This is a genomic window from Sphingobium boeckii, from assembly GCF_014199215.1.
In the GTDB taxonomy this organism is placed as follows: Bacteria; Pseudomonadota; Alphaproteobacteria; order Sphingomonadales; family Sphingomonadaceae; genus Sphingobium_A; species Sphingobium_A boeckii.
On record NZ_JACIJC010000006.1, the window covers coordinates 96,126 to 109,940 of the forward strand.

The 13,815-nt window shown below is 64.4% G+C and carries 8 protein-coding genes; 3 read left to right on the plus strand and 5 right to left on the minus strand.

Annotation, left to right across the window (positions count from 1 at the left end; all coding sequences use genetic code 11):
• Positions 1-119: 119 nt before the first annotated feature.
• Together purE and FHS49_RS18030 are read left to right on the plus strand one after the other, a co-directional pair.
• Positions 120-608, plus strand: a complete 489-nt coding sequence (purE, locus tag FHS49_RS18025; RefSeq protein WP_184021576.1) for a 5-(carboxyamino)imidazole ribonucleotide mutase — start codon at positions 120-122, stop codon at positions 606-608.
• Positions 605-1,675: a 5-(carboxyamino)imidazole ribonucleotide synthase gene (locus FHS49_RS18030; protein ID WP_184021578.1), complete on the plus strand. Its 1,071-nt coding sequence runs from the start codon at positions 605-607 to the stop codon at positions 1,673-1,675. The genes purE and FHS49_RS18030 overlap by 4 nt, the downstream gene beginning before the upstream one ends.
• A 122-nt stretch (positions 1,676-1,797) precedes the next feature.
• Here FHS49_RS18030 and FHS49_RS18035 read toward each other — a convergent pair whose 3' ends face one another.
• The 5 genes from FHS49_RS18035 to FHS49_RS18055 form a co-directional block, all read right to left on the minus strand.
• A complete protein-coding gene (locus FHS49_RS18035; RefSeq protein ID WP_184021580.1) occupies positions 1,798-3,480 on the minus strand; it encodes an ATP-binding protein in 1,683 nt (560 codons plus the stop codon).
• A 102-nt stretch (positions 3,481-3,582) separates the two neighbouring features.
• Positions 3,583-4,344: a TIGR02186 family protein gene (locus tag FHS49_RS18040; protein ID WP_184021581.1), complete on the minus strand. Its 762-nt coding sequence runs from the start codon at positions 4,342-4,344 to the stop codon at positions 3,583-3,585.
• Complete coding sequence (locus FHS49_RS18045; RefSeq protein ID WP_184021582.1) at positions 4,341-5,255, minus strand: sulfite exporter TauE/SafE family protein; 915 nt, start codon at positions 5,253-5,255, stop codon at positions 4,341-4,343. The genes FHS49_RS18040 and FHS49_RS18045 overlap by 4 nt, the downstream gene beginning before the upstream one ends.
• 52 nt (positions 5,256-5,307) lie before the next feature.
• Complete coding sequence (locus tag FHS49_RS18050) at positions 5,308-6,369, minus strand: hypothetical protein (protein WP_184021583.1); 1,062 nt, start codon at positions 6,367-6,369, stop codon at positions 5,308-5,310.
• Positions 6,366-7,739, minus strand: coding sequence for a glycosyl transferase family protein (locus FHS49_RS18055; RefSeq protein ID WP_184021584.1), 1,374 nt, complete (start codon positions 7,737-7,739; stop codon positions 6,366-6,368). The genes FHS49_RS18050 and FHS49_RS18055 overlap by 4 nt, the downstream gene beginning before the upstream one ends.
• 289 nt (positions 7,740-8,028) lie before the next feature.
• Between FHS49_RS18055 and FHS49_RS18060 the strand changes: the two genes are divergently transcribed.
• Positions 8,029-13,740: an alpha-2-macroglobulin family protein gene (locus FHS49_RS18060; protein WP_184021585.1), complete on the plus strand. Its 5,712-nt coding sequence runs from the start codon at positions 8,029-8,031 to the stop codon at positions 13,738-13,740.
• Positions 13,741-13,815: the final 75 nt, after the last annotated feature.

Consider the following 13,815-nt stretch of genomic DNA (forward strand, 5'->3'; position numbering starts at 1 on the left):
CTGAAAATCGAAAGAAAATAACGGTAAACCATATCGCGGCGGTCGCGGCGCAATTGCGCCGAGGCTCCGGTGCCGATAAGGGGCGTGGCTTCATTGTTTCCGGGGAACGGGCAGAAACCATGGGCGACACGGCTCCTCTCATTGGCATCATCATGGGCAGCCGCTCCGATTGGGAGACGATGCGCCATGCCGCCGAGGTGCTGGAGACGCTAGGCGTGCCGCATGAATGCCGGGTCGTATCGGCGCACCGGACGCCCCAGCGGCTCTATGATTATGCGCAATCGGCGGCGGCGCGCGGGCTGAAGGTGATCATCGCAGGCGCAGGCGGCGCGGCGCATCTGCCGGGGATGGCCGCGGCGATGACGCGCCTGCCCGTGCTGGGCGTGCCGGTGGAGTCCAAGGCTTTGAGCGGGATGGATAGTTTGCTCTCGATCGTGCAGATGCCCGGCGGTATTCCCGTGGGCACGCTGGCGATCGGCAAGCCCGGCGCGATCAATGCGGGCCTGCTGGCGGCGGCGATCCTGGCGAATGCGGATGCGGCGCTCGCCGAACGGCTGGATGCCTGGCGCGCTAAGCAGACCGAGGATGTGAGCGTCGATCCCGTATGACCATGTTGAAGCCCGGCTCCACGATCGGCATCATCGGTGGCGGCCAGCTTGGCCGGATGCTCGCGATGGCGGCAGCGCAGCTTGGCTATCGCTGCCATATCTATGCGCCCGAAGCCGATTCGGTGGCGGCGGAGGTTGCGGCCGAATTCACCTGCGCCCCCTATGAGGATTGGGATGCGCTGAAGCGCTTTGGCGACAGCGTTGATGTCGTCACTTATGAGTTCGAAAATCTGCCGGTGGACGCGCTGACTCCGCTGGCGGCGATCGTGCCGATCCATCCCCGGCTCAGCAGCCTAACCATTGCGCAAGACCGGTTGAACGAGAAAAGCCATATGGCCGATCTGGGGATCGCGACCGCGCCGTGGCGGGCGGTATCGGATCAGGCGTCGCTCGAACGCGCATTGGCCGAAATCGGGATGCCCGCGATCCTGAAGACGCGGTGTTTCGGTTATGACGGCAAGGGACAGGTGCGCATCACCAGCCCGGACGATGTGGCGACGGCGTTCGAGGCGATCGGCGCGCAGCCCGCGATCCTCGAAGGCTTTGTCGATTTCGAAGCGGAATTTTCGATCCTGCTCTGCCGCGCGGCCGATGGCGATTGCACTTTCTGGGACGCATCGACCAATGTGCATCGTGACGGCATATTGGCGGTCTCCACGGTGCCGCCCGCCGCGCTGGTGGCGGGGCAGGCGCGCGAGGCCAAGGCGATCGCGCGCCGTGTGGCAGATGCGATGGACTATGTCGGCGTGCTGACGCTGGAATTTTTCGCCAGCGCCCATGGCCCGGTGTTCAACGAAATGGCGCCGCGCGTCCACAATAGCGGTCATTGGACGATCGAGGGCGCGCTCACCTCGCAATTCGAAAATCATATCCGCGCGGTCTGCGGCCTGCCGCTGGGCGCTACCGCGCTCACCGCCCCGCGCGTGCGGATGGACAATCTGATCGGGCATGAGGCGGATGCCTGGGCGGAGATCCTGTCCGACCCGACCGCGCATCTGCACCTTTACGGCAAGGATGAAGCGCGGCCCGGCCGCAAGATGGGGCATGTCACGCGGCTAATGTTTTAAGCGGGGCAAATGGCCAACAACGTCCGTTTGTGTCGAGCGTAGTCGAGACCCGTGGTTCGTGGCTCAACATCCCTCGACTTCGCTCGGGACAAACGGTTTTACTGGAGCGTTGCCAAGCTGGCTTACCGCCCCTGGCTGCGCCAGCGCTGGATGACGCGGCCCACGATTTCCTCTTCGCCGCCCACTTCGCGCCACAGATGCGTGAACACGGGATCGCTTGAGGCGGGGCGGCGCTCCTCCTCCAGATTATCCAGCGAGACGCGGATGGGAATGGCGACGCCTTCGCCGCAGATGATGCACTCGCGGTTGCGGAGCGCCGGAATGGTATCGAGGAAGCCGCGCGCGCCTTCGGGCATGGCGGCCTTCACGAAAGCCTGATCGCGCTCGTTATTCAGGCGCATGGCGATGATCGTTCCGCATTGCGACAGCACGCCTTCGGCCAGATCGGACGGACGCTGCGTGATCAGCCCCAGCGAGACGCCGTATTTGCGGCCCTCCTTGGCGATGCGGCCGAGGATCGTGCCGACCGATGATCCATGCGCATTCTGCTCGTTGGGCACATAGCGATGCGCCTCTTCGCAGACCAGCAGGATCGGGCGTTGCGGCTCGTTGCGGGACCAGATGGCGTAATCGAAGACGGTGCGGCTGAGCACGGCGACCACCACCTGGGTGATATCCGATGGCACGCCCGAAACGTCGATGATCGAGATCGGCTTGCCGTCTCCGGGCATCCGGAACACGCGGCTGATGAAGCTCGCCATGCTGTCCGCCACCAGCATACCCGAAAACATGAAGCTGTAGCGCGGATCGGCCTTGATCTCGTCGATCTTGGTCTTGAGCCGCATATAAGGCGCGGTTTCGCCCGCGCGGTCCATCTTGCCCATCTCGGTCTGGATGATGTTGGTCAGATCGGAGAGCAGATAGGGGATGGGCGAATCCACGGTGAGCTTCGAAATGCCTTCGGCGGCGCGGTTCTTCGCGCGGGCCGCGAGCAGGCATTTGGACAGGATATCGCGATCCTGTTGCCCCTGATTGCCCGTGGTCGTCACGAAGACTTCGCAATGCTCCTGAAAGTTCATCATCCAATACGGCATCGCCAGATTGTTGACGTCATAGAGCGCACCATTGGTGCGGAAGGCCGCTGAATATTCGCCGTGCGGATCGATCATGACAATATGGCCTTCCGGGGCCATGTCGCAGATGCGGTGGAGGATCAGCGCGGCGGAGGTGGATTTACCCGTGCCGGTGGAGCCAAGCAGCGCGAAATGCTTGCCGAGCATGGCATCCACGAACAGCGCGCCGCGAATGTCGCGCGTGGGATAAACCGTGCCGATCTCGATATTGGGCGTGTCTTCCGCGGCGTACATTTCCTTCATGTCTTCGGTGGACACCGGATAGACGCGGCAGCTTGGCACCGGGAAACGCGTGATGCCGCGGCGGAAGTTGGTCAGGCGGCCGGTGAGGCGCGCCTCGAGCCCCTCGCCGAGGAAATCGATATGCGCGAGGATGAGATCGCTGTCCGACGTATCAAGCCGGAGATTGCGGACATTGGCCACGATCCAGAGATGACCGACCTTCATCTTGATCAGGCTGCCGACCTGGCCTGCCATGGCGATGCAGGGATCGTCCGATTTGGAGAGCTTGCGCAACATCTGTGCATCCAACTCGATCTGCGAACCCGAACCCGCGACTTCGAGAACCTTGCCGATCTCATCGGGCAACACCGGCACGATCACCGGCGCGGCGCTTTCCAGCATATGATCGTCAGCCATGTTCAGATTACGCATCCCACCGATGTCGGTCATTCAATCGTCTCCCCCGCCGCGCCCGGAAACCCAATGGGTGCAGGGGATCAGGCTTAACCCCGGGAGGTAAAAATTTGATTTACCGATATTGCGCGGGTGTCTTCAGAACCGGCGGAAGACCGCGCCGGCGAGCCAGCCCAGCGCCACGGAGAGCGCCACTGCGACGAAGCCGTAAGTGAAGGGGCTGTTTTCGGCGGCCGAGGCGACGAAGCGTTCGAAGCCGGATTTGTGGATTTCCACGTCCAGGCTGGCCGCGGCGATCACGCGCCCCCCTTGGATCAGGAAGGTTTCGGCGGTATATTTGCCCACCGGCACGCGCGCGGGAATGGCGAGGCGCGCGCGATACAGCACATCGTCGGTGATCTTCACATCATTGTCCGCTTGCGCGAACAGGCCCGTGCGTTTGCGCAGATCGGTGAGGCCTGCTTCGAACCGCTGCTGTTCCGCCGGGGTGGCGCCGCTGGCGGGGGATAATTGGAGATTGCCGAGGCCCAGTTCGAAGATGGAGGCGGTGCGCTCGTCGATCAATTTGTCCAGCGGCCTGGACGACGCCACCGCATAGAAAGTGGGAACGGAGCGGAATCGCGTGCTTTCGGCATTGATCCAGATGCCGGCCACCTTCTGCTTCTCCCGCACGGTGATCGGCTGGAACGGCCCTTTCAGGACGACCGCGATATCGGCGGGCTTGTCCGGTGATTTGCCACCCGGATAGAGGATCGCGCCGAACAGCAGCAATTCGGCACCGGTGAAGCTGTATATGATCTCCACCTTTTTCTGGGACACATCAGGCACCAATATGGGTTGCGCCTGCCCCAGCATCAGGGGTGCGAATGCCGCCAAGATCAGGACGGGGACGCGCTTCATGATATCGTGACCGTGTAGATTTCATCCGGTCGCCAGCCGAGGCCGAGCGCCATGCGGATCGCCACCAGCAGCACCATCGCGGCAAGCAGCAGACGCAGGTAATCCGGCTTGATCTTCTGCGCCAGCCGCGCCCCGAATTGCGCGCCCGTCACGCTGCCGATCAGCAACAATGCGGCCAGCACGATATCCACCGCCTTGGTCGTGGTGGCGTGCACCATCGTTGCGGCCATGGTGACGAAGAGGATCTGGAACAGCGAGGTGCCGACCACGACCTGCGTGGTCATGCCCAGCAGATAGAGCATGGCGGGGACCATGATGAAGCCGCCGCCGACGCCGAGGATCACGGTCAATATCCCGGTGACAAAACCCAGCAGCAGCGGCGCCAGCGGAGAAATGTAGAGGCCGGAACGATAGAAGCGCCAGCGGAAGGGAAGCGAGGCGACCAGCGGATGATGGCGGCGCTTGCGGACCTTGAGCGGCACGCCGGTCCGCGTCGCGCGAATGCTGACGATCGCGTCGCGCGCCATCAGGGCACCGATGCCGCCCAGCAGAATCACATAGAGCATGGCGATCACGGTATCGATCTGCCCGCTTTCCTGAAGCAGGCGGAAGAGCCAGGCACCCGCAATCGAACCGATCACGCCACCGGCCACCATCACGCCGCCCATGCGGAAATCGACGCCATTGCGCTGGAGATGCGCATAAACGCCCGAGACGCTGGCACCCGTCACCTGGCTGGCGGCGGACGCGGCGGCGACCGTGGGCGGAATGCCATAGAAGATCAGCAGCGGCGTGGTCAGAAATCCGCCGCCCACGCCGAACATGCCCGAAAGCAGGCCGACCAGCCCGCCCAGGCCGATGATGACCAGGGCGTTGACCGAGAGATTGGCGATGGGAAGATAGATATCCATCCTGCCGCCACCGCCTAACGGCTATTTGCGGCATGGGAAAGGCTCGTCGGTTTCAGAAACTGCCATCGATGGTGAGCGCTGGGCCGGATGCGGGCGCGGCGTCACCCGCAACACGCTGCCGCCAGTCCAGCGCAACCCCGATGCTGGCGTGGCCGGTTTCCAGGCGGATGCGCACGCGCGGGCCGATATCCAGCCGCTCGACGCCGGGTTGCGCCGCGCCCCATGCACCCATGCCCGCTGCCACCGAAATGGTGTTGCCGGTCACGATCGTGCGGGTGGCGCTGAGAGAGCCATCCACGAATTGATCGCGCTTCTTTGCGCCTACGATTCCGGCCTGCGCATAGGCGTCGAGCTTGAAATCCAGCGGCAGCGCGATCGCATTCACGCCGCCCGCCACGCTCGCCGCAAAAGCGTCGCGGCCGGCACTGTCGAGGCCGATCCGTCGCTCGATTGATAGCGTCAGCGGGATATCGGGTCCGGGTTTCCAGCCAAGCCCGATCGCGGCTTCGCGGCCCTTGCCCTCCAGCGGGGCGGAGAATCGCGCGCCGATCTGGAAGCCGCGGGCGGGATCGGGGCCAAGCGCGTAATCGAGCCGCATTCCCGCCTGACTGCCGCCGAGTTGGCCATTGTTGGCAAGGCCAGTGGCCGAACCGGAGTCGCGCACGAACATCCAGCCATAGCCGCTCAGGCGCTTGGGTCCGGGATGCGATGCAGCACCAGCGCCCGGCTGCGGCGCAGGACGGAGCGCGCTTGCGCCGGCGGCGAGCATGGCGGTCAAGGCGGGGGCGTGAACCCCAGCGTCCAGAGCCTCGGCTTCCGCAAGGCGCCCTGTCTGCGCGCCGATGACACGGGATGCGGGTTGCCAAAGACGTGGTGTATGGCCCGACCGGGTCGACTTTTCCGCCCATGCAGCCGCGGCGTTCGTCGCCCTTGACGGCATGGCGGCGAGAGGGGTGCTTTCGGGTGCGAAATCGCCAATCGGGGCCGTTCGCGGCGGTGCGGGCGGTGGCGATGGTTCGTCGCCCTCCGGCTGCGACAGCAGGACGGCGCGGCCACCGATCCACGCGCACAGCGCCAGCGCCACGAAGCGCAACGGGCGGGCGGGATCCTTCATTCTTCAGGCACCAGATCGGGAAAGACATGGTTTGTCTTGTCCCACACCACCGTCCCGTTGCGCCGCCGGGTGCGGTAAATCTTGACTGCGCGGGCGGCTGCGAAAATCTCGACGACATTGGCGATGACCATTCGCGGCGGCGCGCGGAGCCCTTCGCGCCAGCCATAAGCGCGGGTCACGAAGCCGGCGCGCAGACATAGGCGCCATAAGAGCAGCGCCAGATTGATCCACAACAGCGCGGTCATCAGCGGGGTGAAGGGCGCAGGCGTCATGCCCGCAAGGTGCCCTGCGCCGGCGGCGGCGAGCGTGCCGAGAAAGCCGATATAGGCGGCGAGCAGGATCACCGCCCCCAGGGGGGCGCGCCGATCCCGCAGCCGCATCCAGCGCTCGGCAAAGCCGCCGCGCCACCCCATCCGGTCCCAGCCGGAGAGGGCGATCCCGGCCATCCAGCGAGATTTCTGGCGCACGGCATCGCGGAAGGTGGCGGGGAAATGCGCGCGGATGGAGACGGGCTTGCCGCCCGGAAAACTCGGCAGGCTGACGAAAATCCCCTTGCCGCCATCGGTCGCGATACCGAGGCCGAGTTCGTAATCCTCGGTCAGACTGTCGGCATCGAACGGCGCGCCGCCCTTTTTCGCGGCGACACGCGCCAGCGCGCGGCGGGAAAAGGCGCAGCCGACGCCAGCGGCGGGGATCGCCGCGCCCAGGGCTTCGCGCACGACCATCGCCTTGCCATGCGCTTCGGCGAATTCATCGTTATAATGGCCGGAGATCCAACGCGAGCCGGGATCGATCAGCGGCAAGACGGGAAGCTGCACCAGATCGTAGCGCTCGATCAACCGGTCGAAGATGCGCAATTCGCCCGAATGCACGATATCCTCGGCATCGTGCAACACGATCGCCTTGGCATTCTGCCCATGATCGCGCTCGTCTTCCAGCATCTTGCGCCACAGGCCGTTGAGGCAATCCGCCTTTGTGGTGGGGCCGGGGTGCGGCAGGATGACCTGGCACAGCCGTGCGTCCTTCGCCGCGACCGCCGCCACGGCGCGGATCGTCTCGGGATCATTGGGATAGCAGCCGATGTAGAGCCGGTAATCCGGGTGATCGAAGCGATCGAGCGCCGTTTGCGCCATCTGTCCGATGACGGCGGCTTCCTGCCACGCGGCCACGAACACCGCGATCCAGCCCGGGCGATCGGGCGGTGCCAGTTGCAGCAGATCCCCGCGCGGATAGCGGCGGTAGATTGTGGTGCGCCGCCAATAGATGCGCCCAAGCCAGATGGCGTCGATGACAAGATCGTCCAGCCCCCCGATCAGGAAACCGATCGCGGCGAATAGCACGAACTCATGCGCCACAGCGGATAGCGCCATGACGATTGTAGATAATTCAGGCAAACCGGATCCCCCCGATTCTGATGGTCTATCATCAATAGCCAATAATGAATGATCAATACTTAAAATGAATATTACGTCTGATGGTAAACGTGACCAATATTAGTACAGATTTGGATGTATTCATCAATCCACGTAATAATAAAGTTTGTATTCTAAGAGAATGAGCAATGACGGCGGGCCTAAGCCGCGCGCGGCGCATGATATTCACTGGACTTGAAGGGCTGAATTGCTGCACCGTCCGCCCCAGTCTCAGGGGAGTGATTTCATGTTCAACCGGTTGTGGCGGGTGGCCGTCCTCGCGCTGGCGATTGCGCCTGTCGCCGCATCGGGGGATCAGTCCGCGCAGGTCGTGCTGGCGACACCGGGCAATGGCGATGGCGCGATCGAACGCTTCACGATGCGCTTTTCGGCCGACATGGTGCCGCTGGGTGATCCGCGCGCCAAGGTGCCGGTCAAGGTGGAATGCCCCGTGGGCGGCACCGGGCGCTGGATCGACACCAAGACGTTCGTCTGGGATTTCGCCAAGAGCCTGCCGGGCGGGATCGCCTGCACCTTCACGCTGAACGACGGACTGGAGACATTGGCCGGGACCGGCCTTGGCGGCACCCGCAGCTTTACGGTCGATACGGGCGGGCCATCGGTCCGCGCGGTACTGCCGGGGGCCTATGGCAGCGATATCGAGGAAGATCAGGTGTTCCTCGTCGCCACCAATGTGCCCGCCGATCCGCGCTCGATCGCCGCCAATGGTTATTGCGCGGTGGATGGGCTGGGCGAGAAGATCGCGCTCGACGTGCTGCCGCGCGAAACCGTGTCCAAGGTGCTGAGCGGCCTGGGCGATGATGACTGGCGCGCCACCGAATTCATGAGCGAGGCCGGGGTGCCGATCGCGTCGCGCAGCGATCCCAAGGCGCTTTCAACGATCACCGCCGTCCAGTGCCGTCGTCCCTTGCCGCCCGGGCGCGACATGGGGCTGGTGTGGAGCAAGGCGATTTCCGGCGCAGGGCGCGTGGCGGGGCGCGACCAGCGGTTCGACTATACCGTGCGCCGTGAATTTGCCGCGCGCTTCGAATGTGGCCGCGTCAATCCGCAAGCCGGATGCAATCCGGTGCAGAGCGCCTATGTGCGTTTCACCGCGCCAATCCCGGTGGCCACGGCGGCGGCCATCCGGCTGGAGACGTCTGACGGACGCTCGCTCAAGCCCAAATTGGAGGCGGATGGCGATGCGGTGGTGTCGCAGGTCAGTTTCGAAGCGCCCTTGCCCGCGTCCGTCACGGGCAGGGTGCTGCTGCCCGCCAATGTAAGGGATGAAAGCGGCCGTCCGCTTTCCAATGCAGAGCGCTTCCCGCTCGATATCAAGATCGACGAGGCACCGCCGCTGGTGAAATTCGCCGCCAATTTCGGCATTCTCGAGGCCCGCGAGGGCGGTGTGCTGCCCGTGACGGTCCGCAATGTGGAGCCGGCACTTCAGGGCAAGAATATCGGCGTCGTCGGCGAAAAGCTGCGTGTGGACGGGTCGGACGGCGAGATCGCCAATTGGCTGCGAGAGATCGATCGGGTCAGCAAGAGTGATTTCCGCACCGAGAAGCGCGGCAAGGATGAAATCACGGTCAATTACAGGGGGACCGAAGCGCTGATCGGGGACCGGCCCGGCACCAATGCGATGACACTGGCGCTGCCTGGAAAGGGCAAGGATTTCGAAGTGGTCGGCATCCCGCTCACCAAACCCGGATTCTATGTGGTGGAGCTGGCCAGCCCGCGTCTGGGCCAGGCTTTGCTGGGGCGTAACGTGCCGCGCTATGTGACCGCGGGCGCGCTGGTCACCAATATGAGCGTGCATTTCAAATGGGGCCGGGCGGCCTCGCTCGCCTGGGTGACCGCGCTGGATAGCGGCAAGCCGGTGGCCGGTGCGGCCGTGCGCGTGACGGACGCCTGTTCGGGCCGCACACTGGCCCAGGGCACGAGCGACAAGGCCGGGCGGCTGATCGTGGCCGGCGGACTGCCTGATCCCGAAACCTATGGCAGTTGTGAGAATGACAATCCCCATCCGCTGATGGTCTCGGCGCGGTCGGGCGAGGATTTCAGCTTTACCATGACCGATTGGGGCAGCGGCATCCGCCCCTATGATTTCGATCTGCCCTATGGCTGGAGCGAGAGCGAGGATCTGGTCCACACCATCTTCGATCGCACATTGATTCGCGCGGGCGAGACGGTGAACATGAAGCACATCCTGCGCAAACCGATTGCGACGGGCTTTGCCTATGGCGGCGGTTTCACGGGCAAATTGAAGCTCAGCCACCGCGGATCGGGCACCGAATTCGAGATGCCGCTGACGATCGGTGCCGAAGGGATCGGCGAATCCGTCTGGACTGCGCCCAAAGGCGCGCCGCAGGGCGATTACGACATCACCATCATCCATGGTGACAAGAGCATCTACACCAACCAGTCGATCAAGGTGGACGAGTTCCGCCTGCCGACGATGCGCGCGACGATCGACGGGCCGAAGAATGCGTTGATCCGCCCAGTCAATGTGCCGGTGGATATGTTCGTTGGCTATCTCTCCGGCGGCGGGGCAAGCAATCTGCCGGTGCGCGTTCGCACGGCCTTCACGCGCGGATATGCCACGCCGCGCGGCTGGGATGGCTGGAGCTTCGGCGGGCGCGCGATCGCGGAGGGCACGGTGCCGCTGAACGGCGATGGCGAAGAGATCGAACAGGCGCTGCCGCCGGCGCAGACCCAGCCGATGACGCTGAACCCGCAAGGGACGGGCAGGGCAGTGATCGACGTGCCCACCGCGGTGGACGAGATCACCGACATGAATGTCGAGATGGATTATGCCGATGCGAATGGCGAAATCCTGACCGCGACCCGCCGGATCCAGCTTTTCCCCTCCGCCGTGCGGCTGGGCATCAAGACCGATGGCTGGATGATGAAGTCCGATGATCTGCGCCTGAAGTTCGTCGCGCTCGATACCGAGGGGCGGTTGCGCAAGGGGCAGAAGATTTCGGTGACGCTCTACAGTCGCGAGATATTGACCGCGCGGCGCAGGCTGATCGGCGGCTTCTATGCCTATGACAATCAGGCCAAGACGACCAAGTTGGCGACCGGCTGCACCGCGGTAACCGACAAGAGCGGCCAGGCGAGCTGCGCGATCGACCCGGACATTTCGGGCGAAGTCTGGGCCGTGGCGACCACGCTGGACGAAAATGGCCATGTCTCGCGCGCCGTCACGTCCGTCTGGCTGGCGGGCGCGGACGAATGGTGGTTTGGCGGGGACAATGGCGATCGGATGGACGTCATCCCCGAAAAGAATGATTATAAGGCCGGCGAGACCGCGAAATTCCAGGTGCGGATGCCGTTCCGCGAGGCGACCGCGCTGGTCACGGTGGAGCGCGAGGGCGTGCTGTCTTCTTATGTCACCACGCTGAAGGGCAAGGATCCCGTGATCGAGGTCAAGATGCCGGGCAGCTATGCGCCCGATGTCTATGTCTCGGTGATGGCGGTGCGCGGGCGCGTCAGTGGGTGGAAGCAATGGCTGATGGACAAGGCGCGCGAATGGAAAATGCCGTTCGTCGATACCGGCGACACGCCGACCGCGCTGGTCGATCTGGCCAAGCCCAGCTTCCGCCTGGGCATCGCCAAGGTGAATGTCGGCTGGGAAGGTCATCGCCTCGCAGTGAAGGTGAAGGCCGACAAGGACAAATACGCCGTGCGTAGCACGGCCAATGTGGACGTGGAGGTCAAGCGCCCCGGCGGCAAGGCCGCGGCCAGCGCGGAAATCGCCTTCGTCGCGATCGACGAAGCGTTGATCCAGCTTCAGCCCAATGAAAGCTGGAAGCTGATCGACGCGATGATGGGGGAAAGACCGCTGTCGGTGCTGACCTCCACCGCGCAGACGCAGGTGGTCGGCAAGAGACATTATGGCAAAAAGGCTGTGGAGATCGGCGGCGGCGGCGGTGATCTGTCCGCACTCAATCGCGAGGATTTCCGCCCTGTGCTGCTGTGGAAGGGCCGCGTGACGCTGGACGGCAAGGGCCGCGCGCGTGTTCAGGTGCCGCTGGCGGATTCGCTCACGGCCTATCGCCTGGTCGCGATCGCCACCGATGGGCCGGGGCTGTTCGGCACGGGCGAAGCCGCGATCCGCACGGTGCAGGATCTGGCGGTCTATTCCGGATTGCCCCCCTTGGTGCGGTCGGGTGATCAATATGGCGCGAGCTTCACGCTGCGGAACGGCACGGACAGGCCGGTGAAGGTGACGGCCAATGCGTCCGTAGAGGGCGCGAGTCTCACCATGCCGCCACTGACCGTGGAGATACCCGCCAATGGCGCGGTGCCGGTCACCTGGAACCTCACCGCGCCTGCGGGCATGGAGACGCTCAACTGGACCGTGGATGTGAAGGCCGGGAAGATGGCGGACCGTCTCACGGTGTCACAGGATGTGATCCCCGCGATCCCGATCGAAACCTGGGCGACGACGGTGCTGCAGGTCGGCCCCAATGCGCAGGTGCCGATCATGGCGCCCGCTGGCGCGCTGCCGGGGCTGGGCAGTGTGGACGTGCGCCTGTCCGATACGCTCGCGCCGCCGATGGCGAGCGTGCGGGACTATATGGCGCGCTATCCCTATAATTGCTTCGAACAGCAATTCTCCCGCGCGATCGTGCTGGGCGATGCCGCGGCCTGGGCGCGCCTCTCCGAAGAGATGCCCGCCTATCTCGATCCCGAGGGGCTGTTGCGTTATTTTCCGATCGATCGGATCAGCGGATCGGAAACGCTGACGGCCTATGTGCTCTCGCTGAGCGCCGAGGCCGGCTGGGTGATCCCCGAAGGCGCGAAGGACCGGATGGTCAAGGCGCTGCAGGCTGTGATCGACGGACGGCTGAAGCGGGAAAGCGCATGGGGCGGCGATATCCGACTCCAGCGGATCGCAGCGCTCGCGGCGCTCGCGCGCAACGGTCTGGCGCGCCCGGCCATGCTCGGATCAATCGGCCTCGCGCCGCAGGATATGCCGACCGGGGCGCTGGCGGACTGGCTGGTGATCATCGACAAGACCAAGGGGCTGAACAACCGGGCACCATTGCGCATTGCGGCGGAAGCCGTGCTGCGCACCCGGATCGTCTATGAAGGATCGCGCTTCGATCTGGTCGATGCGAAGAATGCACCGTGGTGGATGATGTCGTCGGGCGATGAAATGTCGCTCAAGGTGCTGATGGCGACTTTGGGCAAGCCCGGCTGGCAGGATGAAACGCCACGCCTAATGATCGGCGCGGCCATGCGCCAACAGCGCGGCCATTGGGATACGACCCCGGCCAACGCCTGGGGCGCGATCGCGGTGATGCGCTTTGCGCAAATCTATCCTGCGCAGGCGATTGCGGGCACGACCACGGCCACGATGGGCGGGCAGACGCAGAGTCGCGTCTGGCCGCAGATGACCGAGGCCGCGCCGCTGATGCTCGCGCTGCCGCCAAAGCGCGAGACGCTGACGCTGCGCCAGAGCGGCGGAGCGGGGCCATGGGCGATGGTCTCGGTCCGCGCGGCGGTGCCTTTGCTCGAGCCGCTTTATGCAGGCTACAAGATGAGCAAGACGGTCACGCCGATCCAGCAGCAGGTGTCCGGCCAATATACGCGCGGCGATGTGCTGAAGGTGACGATCACGGTGGATGCCACCGCCGATCGCAACTGGGTGGTGGTGAACGATCCGGTGGTGCCGGGCGGCACCATCGTCAGCGCGTTGGGCGGTCAATCCGCGCAATTGGCGCAGGCGGGCGGAGAGGGCGTGCAACCAAGCTATGTCGAGCGTGGCAAGGATGGCTGGCGTGGCTATTTCGAATGGGTGCCGCGCGGCCGTTTCACGGTGAGCTATGCGGTGCGGCTGAACGGCATCGGCAGGTTCACTCTGCCGCCCACGCGGGTGGAGGCGATGTATTCGCCCGACATCCGCGCTCAGGTGCCCAATGGTCCGGTCGTGGTGGAGATGCAGTGATTGACGACTCACCATGCCGTCATTGCAGCGCAGGCGGAAATCCATAAACGCGGAATGATCCGGAAGATGTCGAGC